Annotated in this window: 23 protein-coding genes, 1 tRNA gene and 1 pseudogene; 14 read left to right on the top strand and 11 right to left on the bottom strand. The window is 56.9% G+C overall.

All coding sequences use genetic code 11. The features are described 5' to 3' along the window. Positions 1 to 3: 3 nt before the first annotated feature. The 4 genes from PSH90_RS01435 to vapC all read left to right on the top strand — a co-directional run bounded on the left by PSH90_RS01435 (position 4) and on the right by vapC (position 1,670). Complete coding sequence (locus PSH90_RS01435; RefSeq protein WP_150637948.1) at positions 4 to 417, top strand: hypothetical protein; 414 nt, start codon at positions 4 to 6, stop codon at positions 415 to 417. Between the two features lie 6 nt (positions 418 to 423). Beyond that, complete coding sequence (locus PSH90_RS01430; RefSeq protein WP_056787197.1) at positions 424 to 876, top strand: hypothetical protein; 453 nt, start codon at positions 424 to 426, stop codon at positions 874 to 876. Positions 877 to 1,041: 165 nt separating this feature from the next. Continuing rightward, positions 1,042 to 1,272 carry a type II toxin-antitoxin system VapB family antitoxin gene (vapB, locus tag PSH90_RS01425; RefSeq protein WP_024011210.1) on the top strand — a complete coding sequence of 77 codons (231 nt, stop codon included), beginning with the start codon at positions 1,042 to 1,044 and terminating at the stop codon, positions 1,270 to 1,272. After that, positions 1,272 to 1,670, top strand: coding sequence for a tRNA(fMet)-specific endonuclease VapC (gene vapC, locus PSH90_RS01420; RefSeq protein WP_150637947.1), 399 nt, complete (start codon positions 1,272 to 1,274; stop codon positions 1,668 to 1,670). The genes vapB and vapC overlap by 1 nt, the downstream gene beginning before the upstream one ends. A 78-nt stretch (positions 1,671 to 1,748) precedes the next feature. Here vapC and gabP read toward each other — a convergent pair whose 3' ends face one another. Then, positions 1,749 to 3,140: a GABA permease gene (gabP, locus tag PSH90_RS01415; protein WP_150637946.1), complete on the bottom strand. Its 1,392-nt coding sequence runs from the start codon at positions 3,138 to 3,140 to the stop codon at positions 1,749 to 1,751. A gap of 543 nt (positions 3,141 to 3,683) precedes the next feature. Between gabP and PSH90_RS01410 the strand changes: the two genes are divergently transcribed. The 7 genes from PSH90_RS01410 to PSH90_RS01380 all read left to right on the top strand — a co-directional run bounded on the left by PSH90_RS01410 (position 3,684) and on the right by PSH90_RS01380 (position 9,674). Next, positions 3,684 to 4,457, top strand: a complete 774-nt coding sequence (locus PSH90_RS01410) for an ABC transporter ATP-binding protein (RefSeq protein ID WP_024011209.1) — start codon at positions 3,684 to 3,686, stop codon at positions 4,455 to 4,457. 13 nt (positions 4,458 to 4,470) lie between these two features. Next, on the top strand, positions 4,471 to 5,223 hold the full coding sequence (locus tag PSH90_RS01405; RefSeq protein ID WP_056787192.1) for an ABC transporter substrate-binding protein: 753 nt from the start codon (positions 4,471 to 4,473) through the stop codon (positions 5,221 to 5,223). Positions 5,224 to 5,300: 77 nt separating this feature from the next. Next, positions 5,301 to 5,996 carry an ABC transporter permease gene (locus tag PSH90_RS01400; RefSeq protein ID WP_041477511.1) on the top strand — a complete coding sequence of 232 codons (696 nt, stop codon included), beginning with the start codon at positions 5,301 to 5,303 and terminating at the stop codon, positions 5,994 to 5,996. Further along, entirely contained in the window at positions 5,993 to 6,682 is a 690-nt protein-coding gene (locus PSH90_RS01395) for an ABC transporter permease (RefSeq protein WP_056787188.1), read from the top strand. Before PSH90_RS01400 ends, PSH90_RS01395 begins: the two co-directional genes overlap by 4 nt. Next, on the top strand, positions 6,663 to 7,898 hold the full coding sequence (locus tag PSH90_RS01390) for a methyltransferase (RefSeq protein WP_305381996.1): 1,236 nt from the start codon (positions 6,663 to 6,665) through the stop codon (positions 7,896 to 7,898). Before PSH90_RS01395 ends, PSH90_RS01390 begins: the two co-directional genes overlap by 20 nt. A gap of 429 nt (positions 7,899 to 8,327) precedes the next feature. Continuing rightward, positions 8,328 to 8,403, top strand: a tRNA-Thr gene (locus PSH90_RS01385). 281 nt (positions 8,404 to 8,684) lie between these two features. Continuing rightward, positions 8,685 to 9,674, top strand: coding sequence for an Abi family protein (locus PSH90_RS01380; protein ID WP_305381995.1), 990 nt, complete (start codon positions 8,685 to 8,687; stop codon positions 9,672 to 9,674). A gap of 202 nt (positions 9,675 to 9,876) precedes the next feature. On the opposite strand, the pseudogene PSH90_RS01375 reads toward PSH90_RS01380, so the two are convergent. After that, positions 9,877 to 9,990: pseudogene (locus PSH90_RS01375) on the bottom strand (helix-turn-helix domain-containing protein); the annotation flags it as partial. Between PSH90_RS01375 and PSH90_RS27405 the strand changes: the two are divergent. After that, positions 9,959 to 10,081 carry a DUF3077 domain-containing protein gene (locus tag PSH90_RS27405; RefSeq protein WP_370695126.1) on the top strand — a complete coding sequence of 41 codons (123 nt, stop codon included), beginning with the start codon at positions 9,959 to 9,961 and terminating at the stop codon, positions 10,079 to 10,081. The pseudogene PSH90_RS01375 and the gene PSH90_RS27405 overlap by 32 nt on opposite strands. A gap of 307 nt (positions 10,082 to 10,388) precedes the next feature. Next, positions 10,389 to 11,183: a lipopolysaccharide biosynthesis protein gene (locus tag PSH90_RS01365; RefSeq protein WP_305381993.1), complete on the top strand. Its 795-nt coding sequence runs from the start codon at positions 10,389 to 10,391 to the stop codon at positions 11,181 to 11,183. Here the strand turns inward: PSH90_RS01365 and PSH90_RS01360 are convergent. The 3 genes from PSH90_RS01360 to PSH90_RS01350 all read right to left on the bottom strand — a co-directional run bounded on the left by PSH90_RS01360 (position 11,174) and on the right by PSH90_RS01350 (position 12,768). Continuing rightward, positions 11,174 to 11,854, bottom strand: coding sequence for an RES family NAD+ phosphorylase (locus PSH90_RS01360; protein WP_252887135.1), 681 nt, complete (start codon positions 11,852 to 11,854; stop codon positions 11,174 to 11,176). The two genes, PSH90_RS01365 and PSH90_RS01360, sit on opposite strands and share 10 nt — an antisense overlap. Continuing rightward, positions 11,851 to 12,258 (bottom strand): MbcA/ParS/Xre antitoxin family protein, encoded by a 408-nt coding sequence (locus PSH90_RS01355; protein WP_252887134.1) that lies wholly within the window; start codon positions 12,256 to 12,258, stop codon positions 11,851 to 11,853. The genes PSH90_RS01360 and PSH90_RS01355 overlap by 4 nt, the downstream gene beginning before the upstream one ends. A 219-nt stretch (positions 12,259 to 12,477) precedes the next feature. Beyond that, the gene (locus tag PSH90_RS01350) at positions 12,478 to 12,768 is read right to left on the bottom strand and encodes a type II toxin-antitoxin system RelB/DinJ family antitoxin (RefSeq protein ID WP_305381991.1); all 291 of its coding nucleotides are present in this window, start codon (positions 12,766 to 12,768) and stop codon (positions 12,478 to 12,480) included. Positions 12,769 to 13,236: 468 nt separating this feature from the next. Here PSH90_RS01350 and PSH90_RS01345 point away from each other — a divergent pair, with 468 nt between their 5' ends. Continuing rightward, positions 13,237 to 14,163, top strand: a complete 927-nt coding sequence (locus PSH90_RS01345; protein ID WP_041477504.1) for a LysR family transcriptional regulator — start codon at positions 13,237 to 13,239, stop codon at positions 14,161 to 14,163. Here PSH90_RS01345 and PSH90_RS01340 read toward each other — a convergent pair. From PSH90_RS01340 to PSH90_RS01315, 6 genes are all read right to left on the bottom strand, one after another. Further along, on the bottom strand, positions 14,080 to 14,397 hold the full coding sequence (locus PSH90_RS01340; RefSeq protein ID WP_024011198.1) for an AzlD domain-containing protein: 318 nt from the start codon (positions 14,395 to 14,397) through the stop codon (positions 14,080 to 14,082). The genes PSH90_RS01345 and PSH90_RS01340 overlap by 84 nt on opposite strands. Continuing rightward, complete coding sequence (locus tag PSH90_RS01335; RefSeq protein WP_016772152.1) at positions 14,376 to 15,092, bottom strand: AzlC family ABC transporter permease; 717 nt, start codon at positions 15,090 to 15,092, stop codon at positions 14,376 to 14,378. The genes PSH90_RS01340 and PSH90_RS01335 overlap by 22 nt, the downstream gene beginning before the upstream one ends. Further along, the gene (locus tag PSH90_RS01330) at positions 15,089 to 15,466 is read right to left on the bottom strand and encodes a GNAT family N-acetyltransferase (protein ID WP_008080517.1); all 378 of its coding nucleotides are present in this window, start codon (positions 15,464 to 15,466) and stop codon (positions 15,089 to 15,091) included. Before PSH90_RS01330 ends, PSH90_RS01335 begins: the two co-directional genes overlap by 4 nt. Positions 15,467 to 15,545: 79 nt before the next feature. Next, positions 15,546 to 16,292, bottom strand: a complete 747-nt coding sequence (locus PSH90_RS01325; protein ID WP_041477502.1) for a 2OG-Fe dioxygenase family protein — start codon at positions 16,290 to 16,292, stop codon at positions 15,546 to 15,548. Positions 16,293 to 16,523: 231 nt separating this feature from the next. Next, complete coding sequence (locus tag PSH90_RS01320; protein WP_305381989.1) at positions 16,524 to 17,828, bottom strand: OprD family porin; 1,305 nt, start codon at positions 17,826 to 17,828, stop codon at positions 16,524 to 16,526. A 463-nt stretch (positions 17,829 to 18,291) separates the two neighbouring features. Then, positions 18,292 to 18,504, bottom strand: a complete 213-nt coding sequence (locus PSH90_RS01315; RefSeq protein WP_056787152.1) for a hypothetical protein — start codon at positions 18,502 to 18,504, stop codon at positions 18,292 to 18,294. Between the last annotated feature and the right edge of the window lie 196 nt (positions 18,505 to 18,700).

Genomic DNA, 18,700 nt, shown 5'->3' with positions numbered 1-18,700 from the left:
ATCATGGCCTCCGCCAACAAGCAGCAAAAACGCGCCACCCGGGCCAAAGCCAAGGCCAAGCAGAACCGCACCAAGCGCGCCGAAGCGCCGGTCGAGCTGGACCCGAACGACGACCGCATCGACTTCGAATCGGTGGACTTGACCGAGCTGTTCAAGACAATGATCGACGCCGAAAAGATCAGCCAACAGGCCATGTGCAGCGCGTTCCTCGAAGATCCGCTGCTGGAACTGGTGTACGAGCAGGAAGGCGAAGAAGGCGCGATGGATTTCATCCTCGCCGCGCTGATCGAGTATCGCCAATGGTCGCAGGAAACCGACGAGGCCGGCGCGCTGGCGTGGATCGAATCTCCGGCATTCCAAGCTGACTATGTAGCGGCATCCGACGCGATCGCGGCACAAACCCAACAGAAGAACTGAGCTCCCATGGCATCCCTGAACAAGCAACAGAAACGCGCCAAACGCGCCAAGGCCAAAGCCAAGCAGATCCGTATGGTCGGGCGCAAACCGCTGGATCAGGACGAAGAGCTCGGCCACCTCGCCGAGCCGATCCCGGAATACACCCTGGCGATGTTCAGCAAAATGCGCGACGCCGAAGCCGTCAGCCGCAACGAAATGCTGCTGACCCTGCTGCGCGAACTGGCCTTCATCATCGTCGACCATCCTGAACTGCTCGACATGGAAAACGCCGACAACGAAGGCATGGCCGCCACCCACCTGGCCGCCGATATGCTCATCGACTACCGCATGTGGGCCGACGGCATGACCATCGAACAGGCCCAGGCCTGGCTGAGCGAGCCGCAGTTCATTACGGATTTCGGCGTGGCGCTGGATGCTTATGGCAAGTCGGTAGAGCCCCAGGAAGACAAGAGCGAATAAGCCCTTCTCAGAAACAAAAAACGGCCGCTAGTCATCCCTGACAGCGGCCGTTTTTGTTTGGATGGCCTAGCTACTCTTTGTCCGGTGACGATGTATATCCCATTGACATATCCCCAGCACGATCTATCCTGAGCTAATCACAGGAACAGACCCGGGAGCTCGAATATGGAGCAGACCACAATTTTCATGAGCAACAGAAGTCAGGCAGTCCGACTGCCAAAGGCAGTTGCGATGCCCGGCGACGTTAAACGAGTGGAAGTCATCGCGATTGGCAGAACACGCGTCATTACGCCTGCTGGAGAAAGCTGGGATAGCTGGTTTGATGGCGACAGCGTCAGCCCTGATTTCATGGCTAACCGTGAGCAACCCACTGAACAGGAGCGCGAGTCGTTCTGATGATCAAGTACATGCTGGATACAAATATCTGCATCTTCACCATCAAGAACAAACCACAAATTGTCCGGGAAGCCTTCAATCGACATTCCGGGCAGTTGTGCATCAGCGCTATCACGCTTATGGAGCTTATTTACGGTGCTGAAAAGTCGGCGGCCCCGGAGAAAAATCTGGCAATTGTTGAAGGATTTGTCGCGCGACTGGATGTCTTGCCTTTCGATAACGACGCAGCCGCACAGGCCGGGATGGTTCGATCTGAACTCGCGAAGGCTGGAACGCCGATCGGGCCATACGACCAAATGATCGCTGGCCACGCACGCTCACTTGGACTCATTGTAGTGACGAACAACGTACGGGAGTTTGAACGCGTTTCCGGTTTGCGAATCGAGGACTGGGTTTAACCTGACTGGAAAGCTCAGAAACAAAAACGGCCGCTAGTCATCCCTGACAGCGGCCGTTTTTACATCACGCGTTACGACTCAGTTCAACACCACCGCACCACGTTTCTCCAGCTTGCGCCGGCGCGACACCAGCAGACCGGCAGCCACCACCATCAGACTCAGCAGGCCCGTGGCAAGGATTTCCACGCGGTGGGCTTCCTGGAACAGCATGATGGTCAGCGCGGCGACGATGAAGATGATTACCGCCCAGGTCAGACCCGGGAACAGCCACATGCTGAAGACGATCTTCTCGCCGCGCGCCATGCGCTGCTTGCGCATGCGCAGTTGCGAGAAGGCGATCACCAGGTACACCAGCAGGGCGATGGCGCCGGAGCTGGCCAGGAGGAATTCAAACACCGCGGCCGGAGCCACATAGTTGGCGAAGGTGCAGAGAAACGCTGCGCCGGTCGACAACATCACCGCCCAGTAAGGCGTACCGCTCTTGTTGGTGCGGGTCGACATGGCCGGGGCGTCACCGCGCTTGCCGAGGGAGAACAGCATGCGCGACGAGGTGTACAGCGCCGAGTTCAGGCAACTGGTCACTGCGACCAGTACGACGATGTCGACGATCATCTTGGCGTTGGGAATGCCCATGCGCTCAAGTACGGTCTGGTAGGAACCGAGGTTGGCCAAGGTAGAATCGTTCCACGGCACCAGCGCAACCACGATGAAAATCGACACCAGATAGAACAGGCCGATCCGCCAGATCACCGAATTGGTCGCCTTAGAAATCTGCTTGCCCGGGTCTTTCGATTCCGCCGCCGCGATGGTGACGATTTCGGTCCCCATGAACGAGAACATGGTGGTCAGGATCGCGCCCAGCACAGCACCCATGCCATTGGGCAGAAAGCCGCCGCTGTCGAACAGGTGCGAAACGCCACTGACCTGGCTGGTCGGCAGGAAGCCGAAAATCGCTGCAAGGCCGAGGCCGATGAAGCCGATGATCGCAAGCACCTTGATCAGGGCGAACCAGAACTCGAACTCACCGTAATTCTTCACGCTGAACAGGTTGGTCACGGTCAGCAGCATGGTGATCACCAGCGCGAAAGCCCAAATGTCGACACCCGGGAACCACGCATGCAGGATGGTCGCGGCGGCGTTGGCTTCCAGCGGAATCACCAACACCCAGAACCACCAGTACAGCCAGCCGATGGTGAATCCGGCCCAGTGACCGATCGCGCGATCAGCGTAAGTCGAGAACGAACCGGTGTCCGGCGAAGCCACGGCCATCTCGCCGAGCATGCGCATCACCAGCACCACCAGAGTACCGGCAGCGGCGTAGGCCAGCAGCACGGCCGGGCCGGCGGCAGCGATGGCGTGGCCGGAGCCGACGAACAGACCGGCGCCGATCACACCGGCGATCGACAACATGGTCACATGACGCGGTTTGAGCCCCTGTTCGAGGCCAGTGGAGCTTGGGGTACTGCTCATAGAGACTACCTTTGCAAGGAAAGCGAGTGCGTCCGGCGCGTCTGTAAATTCTTTCTCGTAAAAAGAATCCAACGGCCTGTTCCTTATTCTGCACGCAATATTTGCGCCAAAATGTTTCAAGTCCTTGAGGGCCGGGGGCTCCGGCATCCGATGCAAGTCCTTGAGTTTAATGGCTATTCGCCAGAACGTTACCCGGCGACTCACTTTCAAGACGAATCCGCGCACCAGAAACACACAGAAAAAGTGTGCGACGCACAGAAAAAGGGCGAATAAGGAACGTTCGGCCGGATAGCGCTTCCAACACCCCGCCAAAGCTGGCAACATCGCGCCTTTTTTTACGCGGCACCCACGGGTATGCACGATCAAACACCCGTCCGGTTGTTGATGGGGCGACAGTCTGCTGCGCCGATGCGACAACCCGCCACATGCCACCCGTTTACCGCTCGTAGCGCTGTTGGCTGCCATTGAAACGCTATGCTAGCTTGGCCGCCTCGTCAGGAAGGCCCGCCAACAGCAGGAGCGCAACATATATGAGGAACGCACATGGCTGAGGCCACGCCCGCGCTTGAAATCCGCAACTTGCACAAACGCTACGGACAGCTGGAGGTGCTCAAAGGCATCTCGCTGACCGCCCGCGACGGCGACGTGATATCGATCCTCGGCTCTTCCGGTTCCGGCAAGTCCACGTTCCTGCGTTGCATCAACCTGTTGGAAAACCCGCACCAGGGCCAGATCCTGGTGGCCGGTGAAGAACTCAAGCTCAAAGCCGCGAAGAACGGCGAACTGGTCGCCGCTGACGGCAAACAGATCAACCGCCTGCGCTCGGAGATTGGTTTTGTATTTCAAAACTTTAATCTGTGGCCGCACATGAGCGTGCTCGACAACGTCATCGAAGCCCCGCGCCGCGTGCTCGGCCAGAGCAAGGCCGAGGCCATCGAAGTCGCCGAAGCGTTGCTGGCCAAGGTCGGCATCGCCGACAAGCGCCACGCCTACCCGGCGCAATTGTCCGGTGGTCAGCAACAACGCGCAGCGATCGCCCGCACGCTGGCGATGCAGCCGAAGGTGATCCTGTTCGACGAACCGACCTCCGCGCTTGACCCGGAAATGGTTCAGGAAGTACTTAGTGTCATCCGCGCATTGGCCGAAGAAGGCCGCACCATGCTGCTCGTGACCCACGAAATGGGCTTCGCCCGCCAGGTTTCCAGCGAAGTGGTGTTCCTTCATCAGGGCCTTATAGAAGAGCAAGGATCGCCACAGCAGGTGTTCGACAACCCGCTTTCGGCGCGCTGCAAACAATTCATGTCCAGCAACCGCTAACGGAGCAACATGCATGCAGAATTTCAAAAAGGTCTTCCTGGCCGCCGCCGTCACCCTCGCGTTCAGCGCCGGTGCCATGGCTGAAACCCTGAAGATGGGCATCGAAGCGGCCTACCCGCCGTTCAACAATAAAGACGCCAGCGGCCAAGTGGTCGGCTTCGACAAGGAAATCGGCGACGCCCTGTGCGCGAAGATGAAAGCCGAATGTTCCGTCGTCACTTCCGACTGGGACGGCATCATTCCGGCGCTGAACGCCGAGAAGTTCGACTTCCTGATCTCCTCGCTGTCGATCACCGAAGAGCGCAAAGCCGCGGTGGACTTCACCGACCCGTACTACTCGAACAAATTGCAGTTCATCGCGCCGAAAAACGTCGACTTCAAGACCGACAAGGACTCGCTCAAGGGCAAGACCATCGGCACCCAGCGCGCAACGCTGGCCGGCACCTGGCTGGAAGACACCTACGGTGACGACATCAAGGTCAGCCTCTACGACACCCAGGAAAACGCCTACCTCGACCTGACCTCCGGTCGTGTCGACGCGATCCTCGCCGACAAGTACGCCAACTATGACTGGCTGAAAACCGACGCCGGCAAGAACTACGAGTTCAAGGGCGACCCGGTAGTGGAAAGCGACAAGATCGGTATCGCCGTGCGCAAGGGTGACAACGAACTGCGCAACAAGCTGAACGCCGCTCTGAAGGAAATCGTCGCTGACGGTACCTACAAGAAAATCAACGACAAGTACTTCCCGTTCAGCATCTATTGATCTGACCTGTGGGACCGGCGCCGCGATGAAGCGGCGCCGGCTCCCGACTTTGCCTGCCGCAATTTGAACAGAAACCCATGATTATCGACCTCTACGGATTCGGCCCGGCGCTCGCCGCTGGTGCGCTGATGACCGTCCAACTGGCCCTCACCGCCCTGTGCCTGGGCCTGGTGCTCGGCCTGCTCGGCGCCTTGGCCAAGACTTCCCCGTACAAGCCGCTGCAATGGCTTGGCGGTACCTACTCGACACTGGTGCGCGGCGTCCCGGAATTGCTCTGGGTGCTGTTGATCTACTTCGGTACGGTCAACCTGATGCGCGCCCTCGGTGAGTACTTCGGCAACCCCGACCTGCAACTCAACGCTTTTGCCGCCGGTGTCATCGCACTGGGTTTGTGCTTCGGCGCCTACGCCACGGAAGTGTTTCGTGGCGCCCTGCTGGCCATTCCCAAGGGCCACCGTGAAGCCGGCCAGGCCCTGGGCCTGTCGAAATGGCGGATTTTCACCCGGCTGATCATGCCGCAGATGTGGCGCATCGCCCTGCCGGGCCTGGGCAACCTGTTCATGATCCTGATGAAAGACACCGCGCTGGTATCGGTCATCGGTCTGGAAGAAATCATGCGTCACGCGCAGATCGGTGTGACCGTGTCAAAACAACCGTTCACCTTCTATATGGTCGCGGCGATCATGTACCTCGGCCTGACAGTGCTGGCGATGACCGGCATGCACTTCCTGGAAAAACGCGCCGCCCGCGGCTTTGCGAGGAGCGCGCAATGAACTGGGAAGTCATCATCAAGTGGCTGCCAAAACTGGCACAGGGCGCGACCCTGACGCTGGAACTGGTCGCCATCGCGGTCATCGCCGGCCTGCTGCTCGCGATTCCGCTGGGCATCGCCCGATCTTCGAAGCTGTGGTACGTGCGCTCGCTGCCTTACGCCTACATCTTCTTTTTCCGGGGCACGCCGTTGCTGGTGCAGCTGTTCCTGGTCTATTACGGCCTGGCGCAGTTCGACGCCGTACGTGAAAGCGCGTTGTGGCCCTACCTGCGCGATCCGTTCTGGTGCGCGACCGTGACCATGACCTTGCACACAGCGGCGTACATCGCCGAGATTCTGCGCGGTGCCATTCAGGCGATTCCACCGGGCGAAATTGAAGCCGCGCGAGCGTTGGGCATGTCCAGACCGAAAGCGATGTTCTACATCATCCTCCCGCGTGCTGCGCGCATCGGCCTGCCGGCCTACAGCAACGAAGTGATCCTGATGCTCAAGGCCAGCGCCCTGGCCAGCACCGTGACCCTGCTGGAACTGACCGGCATGGCACGCACGATCATCGCCCGCACTTATCTGCCGGTGGAGATCTTCTTCGCCGCCGGCGTGTTCTACCTAGTCATGGCTTACGTGCTGGTTCGCGGCTTCAAGCTGCTGGAGCGCTGGCTGCGCGTCGATGCCTGCCAAGGCCGCTGATACTTCCCACGTGCTGACGGGCGAGGCCCTACTCGCCCGTTTCACGGCGCTGGATGCTTTTCTGATTGAGCATCAGGCGCTGTGGAAACCTCGACCGTTCACTCACCTACAACTTCCATGGGAAGCGTCCTACCCGGAGTTGTCTGCGTGGCTACGCGGGCGGTCACTGGAAGATGCAGAACGCGCGCATAACCATCCTGCTGATCTTGTCGATGCGCCAGAGCCGTTCGCTTCATTGGCGAAGTTGTCGGCAGAGTTGAGTACGGTCGGTGAGTTTCCGGGGCATGCGCTTGAGGCTGCCGGGCATCGCTTGAATGTCGATGTGCCCGGGCGCAAGTGGCAGCAGATTGAAGCGTTTGCCAGTCGTTTGTCTTTTGCCTCGCAGCCGACGCATTGGCTGGACTGGTGCTCGGGCAAGGGACACTTGGGGCGGCGCCTAATGGGGTCTGGGCAACAATTGACTTGCGTTGAATACGATCCGGTGCTGGTCGCCAGCGGTCAGGCCTTGAGTCAGCGTCATCATCTGCACGCTTTGCATGTCGAACAGGATGTACTCGCGGCAGACGCCCCGGCCGTATTGAACGCCGCCCACACCCCCGTCGCCCTCCACGCCTGCGGTGATCTTCATGTGCGCTTGATGCAACTGGCCAGTGCCGCAGGCTGCCAGCAAATGGCGATCGCACCGTGCTGTTACAACCGCATCAGTCGTAACGAATACCAGGCCTTGTCCTGCGCAGGATCGGCATCGCTTCTACAGCTCTCGCTGGAAGATCTGGCGCTGCCGATGAACGAAACCGTCACCGCCGGTGCGCGCGTCCGGCGCCAGCGTGACACATCGATGGCTCGTCGCCTGGCTTTCGACCTGCTGCAACGGCAAGTGCGCGGCGTCGATGAATACCTGCCAACGCCCTCCCTGCCCAGCGCCTGGCTGGACAAACCGTTCGCTGCTTACTGTCGCGATCTGGCTGTGCTCAAAGAGTTATCCACAATCGGCGAGCCAGATTGGCCCGAACTCGAAGCAGCCGGTTGGCAGCGGTTGGCCGAAGTTCGCAACCTGGAATTGCTCCGCGGTTTGTTCCGGCGACCATTGGAGCTCTGGCTGAATCTGGATCGGGCGCTTTTCCTCGCAGAACAGGGATACGTCGTACGCCTCGGCACCTTTTGCGACACCTCACTCACACCGCGTAACTTACTGCTGCTCGCCGAACTCGCTTAAAACGTTACAGCCTGTGGATAACTCTGTTGATGGATTTGCCATGGATCCAATATCTGCGCCTGTTTCGTCGCTTTAACATCACTGGTCATTTTTTGTGCACATGAATAAAAAACCTGTAAAACAGGGATTTGCGAACAAGATGAGAATGGGTTCACAACACCTCGCATAAGCCAGTATCCGCGCCCCTCAGTTGTGCATAAGCTGCCAATCAAAACGACATAACCGACGAATATTGGGCTAGCCGAGTGAATAATTGCGGGGTGATGAAAGCCGAAGCTGACCCGTACGCCCTGTATAAATGTCTTACTACGCGTTAGGTACAAAAGCAGCGCATAAATTTGCGCTGGGCCTAATTTTTCTGGAATGCAAAAATAGTCTGAATTCAGGGGTTTACAGGATCTACCCAATCGCTATAATCGTCGCCCACACGCCGGTATAGCTCAGTTGGTAGAGCAACTGACTTGTAATCAGTAGGTCCCGGGTTCGACTCCTGGTGCCGGCACCATACAAAACAAAGCCCCTGCAGAAATGCAGGGGCTTTGTTGTTTCTGGCGCTTGGAGCTCACTAGGAGGTCCGCATCGCTGCGACAAAACAAACGACGCCTTATCTCAACCAGCAGCCCCCTACTCTGCCCGCGTGCCTGGACCCGTTACAATTTCACATCAGCCCAACATTGACGGGCTCTTGCACCTACCTATAATGCACCCCAATACACCCGCCAAGCCTAGGTTGACCCAGTCAGCAAGCTCAAATCGTGCGGGTTTTTTTTGCCTGGAGAAAACTACATGAGGCCCTTCGACAAGCCGGCCCTCAGCGTAGAACAGCAATTGGAACTGCTAAAGCAACGAGGCCTGCAAGTCGCAAATGACGAGCGCGCCATGCGTTTCCTGGAAGTGGTCACGCTGTTTCGCTTGAGTCCATACATGCGCCCTTTTCAGGAAACAAACCCTGAACACACCTTCAAACCTGGTAGCACTCTGAAAGCAGTCGTCGACATCTACCGCTTCGATGGCTCGTTGCGACGCATAACCATGGATGCTATCGAACGTGTCGAAGTCGCCATACGAGCGACTATCAGCAATCACATGTGCCCTAAGTACGGGCCTGACTGGATAGCTGACGCGTCAATCTTCTCTTCTTCATATTCACATGGCGATTTATTGCGGCCCCTGCGAGATCAACTGGGCAAGGAGCGCCACAAACTGGGACGTGAGATTGATCGTATAAAAAAGAGCAGCCGAGTTGATCAGGTCCAGCAGCAGCGAATTGAAAATCGCATGCGCCATAACTATTTTCGATTCTACGGATCAACCTATTCCCATCCCGAGTTGCCGCCCGCTTGGGCTGTTCTGGAAGAGCTCAGCCTTGGGACGGTATCCACGATGTTCAATGCCATAGGCAAAAGCGTCGACAAGAAAGCGATCGCTAGCAGATTTAATCTCCCCTTCGAAGTACTGGCCTCCTGGCTCCACACTCTGACCTTCATTCGAAACTGCTGCGCCCACCACTCACGACTATGGAACAGAGAGCTCTCGATTCGACCATCCTTACCAAAAGAATGGGTCATCCAAAATGCGCCTGGCGATCGGCCTCAACCCAAGCAGCGGCTATTTATAGTACTAACGATGCTGGCGTATTTAACCGATTTGATCAGTCCAGACAGCCAGTGGAAATTTCACTTGGCCGAAATAATGGACCAGAGGGAACCGGGTGATTTGAAACTTATGGGATTTCCAGATGACTGGAAACGGCAATCGCAATGGTGTTTGGGGTAGAGGAAGCCAGAGGTCTTGTTCTTTTGCCATTGCGCGGAGAAACAGAATTGGGGACAGACCACGTTTTTCAAAAAATGACAGAGTCGCAACCTGAATTCATTTTTTACGATTTTAGTGCTGACGCCATACAAAACGAAGCCCCTGCAGAAATGCAGGGGCTTCGTTTTGTATTGCAGAGGTCAGGCCAAAGGCCTTAGTGGTATCAAGCAATATGCAAATCCCGCAACGCCTCAGGATGCTGACTTGCGACCCGCAAGAGAGTCTGCGCTGCACCCGTCGGTTGCCTGCGCCCCTGCTCCCAATCCTGCAAAGTCCGCGCTTATGCCTCGCAGTATCTGCACGAGCCAAGCAAGGCACTGATCGATGATGTGGTGAAAGTAATGGATTCGCCACCAGAAAGGCATTGATGCAAACCGCCATTCGAAGCCCTCGTTGATGCGAGGGCTTTTTGCATTTCAGGCCTGCCGAAAACATGCCGGCCTTCCTCAAGGTCCCTTGGTGCGGGGACATATCCGACTTCCCTCCTGCATCTATCCAGATAACCCGCCAGCCACTGGAGCGTTCTTGGCCAACGCATGGGCTGCCCAGCAGCCAACTGGGAACTAACGCCGAGCGCAACACTCACTTACAAAGCGCGGCGCTGTGGAAGAGTCATCTCGCTTCATCACGTCAGCACAACGGACTGAACGCATGACATGGACCTAGAGACCATCGATGAACTCAACATCAGAAACGCCAAACGGCTCCGCACGTTCGCAAATCAGGGACTTTTCTGACTGTCGAAACATTGCTCACGGCGCTGCATTCATCATCGTTTCGGGCAGCTCCGCGAAAGATTTTCCCATCGAACAGTTTGCCGACATCCCGATGATCACGGTGAACGGTGCGATATCCATGTTCATGGGAACAGGCATAAAGCCGTTCTTCTACGCATGCACCGATACCAGTTTTTCGCTACAACAACCTGAACTGTTTGCCTATGCGATGCGCACTAGTCAGCGTGTAGCTGTGTGGGCTAACCAGGCTCAGGAACTGATTGTTGAACCGACAGGTGATCTCTATTTGCTCAAGAAAGCGCCCAAACCAACCTTGACTGAATGGCTACTGCGCAACAACCAGGATCTGGTACGTAATCGAGCTGTTTGGGGTAGTCGAAACCGCAGTATCGGGTTCAGCAAAAACCTGGCCCATGGTTTTTTTGATGCCCGCACAGTCTTGTATCTCGCACTCCAACTTGCCTATCACGCAGGCTTTTCAAAGGTGATTTTGGTGGGAGCGGATATGAACCAGTCCGCGGGGCGCTTTTACGAGACTGATGGAAGCTCTATCTCGCCGTGCGGTCTGGATCAGCATTTTCATTCCAGAATACTTCCATCTCTGAAACTCATGTCCGACAAAGTCGTCGGCAAAGAGTTTGCCGTTTACAACTTGTCGCCCTCTTCGCGAATTCCTTCCGGCGTCATTCCGGTCAAAACACTCGACGAAGTCAAAGCGATAATTCAGACCTGACTGACCTCGAACACAAACGAAATTCTGCCCTCACTTGCGCTCCAGAAATAGCGCAAGTGTTTGCCCTGCTTCGGAATCGAAACCGCAGGCGGACGGAACGCCGCAACGCATTCATGCCCAGGCAACCGCACGCTGTTATAAAGCAAGCCCCACGATTCGGCGTCGCGCAGTTGCCGCGCGAACAGCTGTGATGGGCCATAGGCTTCAGGATCAGGCTGATGCAGATGATCAAAGCCATGGCGAACGTCGTGCAGCGGCTTGATCACCTGATTGATGTAAGTACGCATGGTCAATTCGAGATCGGCTTCCTGGGTCGCCGCGAGAAAGCGTTCCTGGTGAAAACAGGTTTCAGCGATGGCCGCAGCCTGGCTGCTGGCGGCGTAATAGACGCCGAAGGTGCCGTCACTGAAACGGCTGCGTTTGCCGACGTGAGTGAACGCGGCCATCACCGGGCTGGAACCGGGGCCGGACAGACGATCTTCGGGACGTACGCGAGCGAGTACGCCGGCCTGTTCGATCAGGCGATCATTGGTCAGCGCTTCGATGGCGTAGGCAACTTCGAGGTCCTCGGGGTCGAGGACGTCTTCGAACAGCGCAATCGGCGGGAAGCTGCTGTTGACGATGCGATACGCCCGCGGCCATGGCACATCCACCGGCGCCGGCGCTTTCAACCGCGCACTCCGTCGAGGTAGCGGCGTACATCGGCGATATCGACCACCCGGCCCGCCAGCATGTAATCCAGCGCGGTTTTGCCATTGAACGGTGCCGCGTTGTTCGGGCTGCTGACCCACTTGTAGGCGCGCTCGCGGCTATTGCTGAAGATGATGCTCAGCGCCTTGTGAATGCCCATCAGATAAGAGATGCGCTCGAGGGTGTCATGGGGCAAGCGTGTGTTTGGCAGGTGTTTGTATTTATAGAATGTGGTGTTGCCGACTCCACCGAGCAGGGTGCGTTGTTGCTCGGCGCTACAGCCCCAGCGCTCCATGAGGTTAAAGAAGAACTTCAGCGCGACGCGACCGGCTTCGGGGGCGTCGAGTTGTTCGCGTGGGGTGAGAGCTGGGGATGAGGTAGGCATAGACGCCTCCTGATTTTTTGTCTTAGCTGAAGACTAGTACATAACTGTAATTTTTTAGCGTTTTGATACACAAATGAACGAATCGTAACAATCACACGCACAGAAGCCGGAGTTAAGTCGGCTTATGTTTTTCTGCGCTATTTAAACAGTTCTGAATGACTCCCTAAACGATCCCAAGACTTCTTGAATTCAGAAGTCTGTGCACACTGTTTAGGCCGATCAGCGCGTTTTTGCGTTTTCTCCTGTTTCGCCATCAGCATTCCTTAGCATGTCGTCTATCGAGTCGAAACGCTGACGGATTTCTCGTGCTTCCATCATTGCGCGGGCCGTCTTCTCCGATGGAACTCGCACCTCGAAGGGAAGCCCCTGAGTAGCAACAACCTGTCGCAGAAAAAGTCGCATGGCGTCGCTAATGCTCAGCCCGCAATCGTTCAAGACTTCAGTGGCACGCGCTTTCAAATCCTCATCAATGCGGCAGCGCACATCGGTAGTTTTCAGTAGTGCAGCCATTTCAATTACCTCATCGTGGTTTTGTAGCTACATCAGCGCTACCTCTGCATTGTGTTCGGAGTGATCTTTGTGGGTCAATGCGAAGTTGATAGGTGGTTATCTACCACCATGGCTCGCATGCCAGACATCCATTTCAACTCCTTTGACTGTTGGGCGCTATCAGCTGAATCGTTACTTTACCTGAGACCTATCTGCGTATGACGCAGGCAAAAAGCTAGGAAGATGTAAGCTGTTTCTCTTCGAAAAAAATCTCCCCGCGCACCAAAACCACGCACTTTTTTGACCTTCATCACCCCCACTTCACCAAAAACCCCGATCCTCTGTCAGCCTCCAGCCATCGGCGGGGAAATCAATTCGCTACTAAATCCGCGACAACTATGCTCAGGTGCAGGAATATAGCCGGCATATGGCGCCGTTTCGGTCGTTTCGTAAACAACAATACCCAGCCCACTTCAGAGGGCATTACCCATGGATAGCAGAACCTTACGCAACCTCATGCGCATCGTGCAGACCGGCTCGTTGTCGGCCGCAGCCGAGCATTCGTGCCTGACCGTGCAGGCGTTGGCCGCACAGTTGAACAAGGTCGAAGAGCAGTTCGGTTTCCGCTTGTTTCGCCGCTCCAACAAGGGCCTGACGCTGACGCCGCAAGGTACGGAGCTCACGCCTTACATCGACAAAGTGTTGATCGCCACGCGACAGATGGAAGAAAAGGTCGAGGCGCTGAAGGTGCCCGGGCAGCGCACGTTGAAGGTGGCGTTGAACAACACGCTGTCGCCTGATTTCAACCGGCGCATGATCGGTCGCCTGATCGAGGTGTTTCCTGATTACCAGATGGAATTCAGCTACGCCGAGTCGATGGAAAACCTCAGCAAGCTGAGGAACGAAGATTTCGACCTTGCCGTGCTGATCGGCCCGCAGCGGCCGGGGCTGCCGAGCATCGTGCTGCCAGAGGTGCAGGTGCAGGTGGTCGGTGCGCATTGCGGTCAGGAAAACGATCCGCTGACTTTGCTGGGCAACAAGTTTCAGGTGCGTCCTGCGGAAGATTGTCCGTATTCCCACAGCTTCTTGCGGTTTCTCGACGCCGGGCTGGGCAATCACGAGAACGGCCAGCGCATGGTCTATTCCTGCAGCGAAACCCTGACGCTGTCGTTGATCACGCAGATGGATGCGGTCGGCATGGTCTCGCGTGAAGCGGCGCAGAAGAACGGTCTGACGATTTTTCCCGGTTTCGAGGATTTCCTCGAAGTGCGCCTGGCTGTAAACAATCCGGAGCTGTCGCACCAGGCGCTGAACGACGTCGTTGATCTGCCGCTACATGAACGAGCCGAGCGCAATGTACGCAGCCGTCCCCACCGCCACACTGAGAAAGAGGTTTTTGCTGAAATACGCACATAGCAACGTCGGAATCGCAGCATAGAATTCCGGGCGATCGAGCTGGATCTGCCGATCCTTGATCAACAGGGGTGTGAGGCTGATCGCAGCGACGATCGCCACCGGCAGATATTCCAGCGCCCGCGCCACGAAGGGCGGCCAGTGTTCGGTGTTGATCTGCAGTGGCAAGGCGCGCGGCAGGAAGGTCACGGCCATCATCAGCACCACCACCAGAATCAGGAACGTTTGGTCAGGCATACACCCACTCCGCAGCCCACAAACGTGGCGATAAATACGTTGAAGGGCGAACTGCCGATCAGGCTCAGCGCCCCCATGCAGACCACGGCGGCAGCGGCGGCAATCAGTTTGTTGCGCGTGTTGCACAGCGAGACCAGCACGTAAAGCATCATCGCCGTCAGCGCGTAGTCGAGCTGATATTTGATCAAGTGCGCCGCGTACTGCGCGCAGACCGCACCGAGCAAACCGCCGAGCACCCACGAGGTGTGGCAGAACAGGTTGAAGCCGATCAGGTAACGCACATTGACCGGTGCGCCCGTGCCGAGCTTGACGCTATGAAAGGCGAAGGATTCATCCGTCAGACCACCGGCGTAAGCCCAACGCTCCATGCGGCTCAAGCCAAGGGCGCGCAGCGCCTTGGCCATGTACACCGACATCAGCATGTGCCGCGCATTGATCAGGAAAGTGGTCAGCACAATGGTGGTCAGCGAGGCGCCGCTGGAGATCAGCGCCAGCGCGGCGAACTGCGAAGCGCCGGCATAGACGAACAAGCACATCGCTACTGGCAGCCACATCGGCAGGCCGGCGTTGACCGCCATCAGCCCGAAGACAAACGACACGGTGAAATACCCGGCGACCACCGGGCTGGCTTCGGCAAACGTGCGCGACGGCTGATGAGTCGCCATCAGCGGCGCGCTGCCGGACCTTTCATTCATAGATCCCTCTCAAATGTTCGTTCGCCGTGAGGCTCGCAAAAACCCTGGGCAGTCCAGAATCGCTTGCCCGCGAGGTTAGCATCGTCGACGAACAGAAACATCCGCAGCACCCCGACCCGTTTCATGTCGGACGACGCTGCTTCAACCAGACGCTGGCCCACGCCCTGGCTGCGGTAGCGCGGGCTCACGGCCAGATGATTGATCGTGCCGCGACTGCCGAGCATGCCGCCGAGCACCGCGCCGACGATCTCGCCAGCCACATCGAACGCCAGATACGCCGTGGTGGTTTTCTGGATCAACACGCCGCGCAGGCATTTGGCGTCCTGCCATTCGCAGAACGACACTTCGTCGAACTGGCGGAAGAAGCGCTCCATGCGTTGCGCATCCTTGGCGGTGGCGCGGCGCAGTACCACTGGCGTCGAGCACTCGACGCCGTCGATTGGGGTGATCTGATTAGCGAACAATGTCGAAAGCGGTCCCGGGCCGCGAGAAGGAAATCGCCAGAATCTGCCGGTACGCCATGGCATGGGTGTGGGTATTGCGCGCCGGGGTCACGTAGTGGCGCATGTCGCGATCGAGGAAGAAGGTGGTATCGAGAATTTCCTCGTAGGTGGTCGCCGCCAGCTGATGCTCGTGGATGTCGTACAGTCGACTCTCGGCACCCTCTACGTTACTGCGGCCCCAGAAGTGCACACCGCTGAACGGATAGCCGTCGCAATGAATACCTTCAGGAGTGATTTCCAGCTGTTTGCCGGGTTTGATCTCGATGCGGATCTGATGGATCTGGCACTGCCAGATTTCATCGTGCAACTCTTCCGGCAGGACACTTTTGTACACTTCGAAATCGGTGTCGATCAGGCTGCGCATCACCGGCGAGGAGATCACTTCCTCGGAAAAGTCCTGGAAGTGGCGCACCACGCCACCGACGTAAGCGTTGTTCTCTTTCGATTGCACATAAGCGCGATGCTCAAGTTGCTTGAGCTCGCGGGTTTTCGGGTTGTATTCAAAGTCGCTGTAACGACGATAACGCATGCCGGCTTCGGCCTGACCGTAATAGCTGTCAGGCTCCATGTTTTCCCAACTTTTGGTCAGTCTGACGAAGTCGGCAAAATGACCGTAGAGATTGAAGTCACCACCCTGGACGTTGACAAACTTGTCGCGCCGTAGCGATTCGCCCACTTCTCTGTTCAAAACGATCATTACCAAATTCTCCGCTGCGTTGAACGCCCTAATCTATTGGGTGGAGAATTTGCGTCCATGAGAAAGAATTTCAGGCATTTGAAGCACTGCTTGAAACGGAATCTGCAGCGCTTGAAAAACGACTTTTACATGACAAGAACACCGGTTATTTGCGGTTTTCGCTGAAAAACCGGCGAAAAAAAACCCCGAACGAATCGGGGTTTTCTCATTTTTCTTACAGCGGATCGATCATCAGAAGATGTTGATCGGATAGTCCACGAATACACGCAGCTCGTTACCGCTGACGTTGTACTCGCTGGATTTCTGCGACACGCGCAGGATCGAGCTGCGCAACTTCACGCTCAGGTCTTTGGCCGGGCCACTCTGCACGACGTACTTGAACTGGTTGAAGATTTCGCGCTCGGTGCCGCCTTCGCTGGTGGACGTGGTGATGTTGTCGCCGCGCACGTAAGCGAAGTTGTAGCTCAGACCCGGAACGCCGAACGAACCAAAGTCCAGACCGTAACCCAGCTGCCAGCTGCGTTCGTCTTCGGCGTTGAAGTCAGACCAGTAGGAGTTGGCCAGGTAGATGGAGTTACCACCGTCGCCGACACGACCCTGGTCTTTCTGATAGCCGCCATAGGCGTAGCCCAAGTTACTGTCGCCAGTGGAACGCTGATGCGCCACGGTGAACGAGTGCGGGCCGGTGGCGAAGGTGGCTGCCAAGCTCCAGATCTTGTTGTCGCGACCGGTGACGATGCTTTCGCCCGGCACGGTGTTTTCGCGTACGTACGAGCTGTCCAGCTTGGTGCGATAGCCGTTGAAATCCAGGGTCAGCGACTGATCCTTGTTGAACGGAATCACATAGTTGGCATTCACGTACTGTTTCTTCAAGACGTCCTCGACGTCGGAGGCGTACAGCGCGCCTTTGAAGTTTTCGGTGAACTGATAGCTGCCGCCCAACACGTTGATCGACTTCAGACCGCCGCTGTCACGGCCTTCATCGCTCTTGCGCGATTCGGCGGTGAAGCGACCGGCGTTCAATTCCAGGCCTTGGATTTCACGGGAAGTGATCAACGTACCGGTATAGCTTTCCGGCAGCAGACGCACGTTGTCGTAGCTCAGCACCGGCAGGGCCGGCATCTGGTCGCCATAGGTCAACACGGTGTTGGATACACGAAACTTGACCGCAGCACCGCCCTTGGCGATGTCGTGGTTCGTACGACCGTCATTTTCCTGTTTGAAGAAGTCGATGCCGCCGGCGCCGCTACGGCCCTTGCCGCCGTCCAGGCGCAATGCGTACAGACCGAAAGCGTCCACGCCGACACCAACGGTGCCTTGGGTGAAGCCCGACGAGAACGTACCGATGGCCGCTTGGCCCCATTCGGCCTTGTCCTTGTTACCGTCTTTGTAATCACGATTGATGTAGGCGTTGCGCAACAGCACTTTAAGGCTGCTGTCTTCAACGAAACCCTTGGATTCGGCCTGGTCGTTAGCCATGGCCTGTGTAGCACTCAACATCCCCAGTGCGATCAGACTGATTCGCTTGTTCAACATTTTGTTTTCCTTATTACGGGTTGAAACGCGCTGTGTCGAACGGCTGAAACGGCGCTTTCTGCACTCTTGTATTCACCCCGAAACAAAAAAGCCCGCCGACGTAACGTCCTGGCGGGCCTGCTCCTTATTTTGAGTCATGGCGGTTAGCCACAGGCGTTGGGCCGAATCGTAGCCGCGCCCTGAACTGTGTGTCAATTTCAAGAATCGTCTTTAAATAGGCGAAAAACGTCTAAGAAACGTATTTTTTTTGCTGGGCTGTTGCAGAAAAAACGGATTAAACAGGGAGTTCTGAACTGTGGGAGCAAGCCTGCTCTGGAAGCGCTGGATCAGTTAACAAAGTCATTGGCAGTGCTGACGCCTTCGCGAGCAGGCTCGCTCCCACTTTTGAATACCTGTGGATAAAAATCAGGCCAAAAAAAGCGCCGCCATCCCGGCAGCGCTTTTTGACCAATCCCTGTTGTTCCTATCCTTCCATCACATCCCACAAGGCTTCCAGCTCGGCCTCGCTGAACAGGCCAGCGGGGTAGCGCTCGATCATCATCCGGCGCGGATCAGGTTCTCTGATCTGACGCGTTCCATTGGACTTCAACCAGTGCGCGACAAGCTGGAGCGATTCGCCGTTGACGGCCATGGGATGCACAGTCCGCTCGCTGATTACGTTCACTTCGGCGTTCATTTCAGCGCTCTCTCCCCGTTCGTGAGCGGCTACGTTATCCAAGGTTTGTGACAGAACTGTTGAAGTTCCCCTCCCTCCCTAGTGCATCAGGAGCAATACAAGAGCTATGCCAAGGCGACTCGAATGTCGACCGGCGGATACAAACAAGCCCGCGGTCCTGACGGGCCGCGGGCTTGCTTTCATGCTGAGCGAGCTA

The organism is Pseudomonas sp. FP1762, assembly GCF_030687105.1.
Taxonomy (GTDB): Bacteria; Pseudomonadota; Gammaproteobacteria; order Pseudomonadales; family Pseudomonadaceae; genus Aquipseudomonas; species Aquipseudomonas siliginis.
Note: the sequence above shows the minus strand (reverse complement) of the source record. Positions and strands in the feature narration are given on the sequence as shown.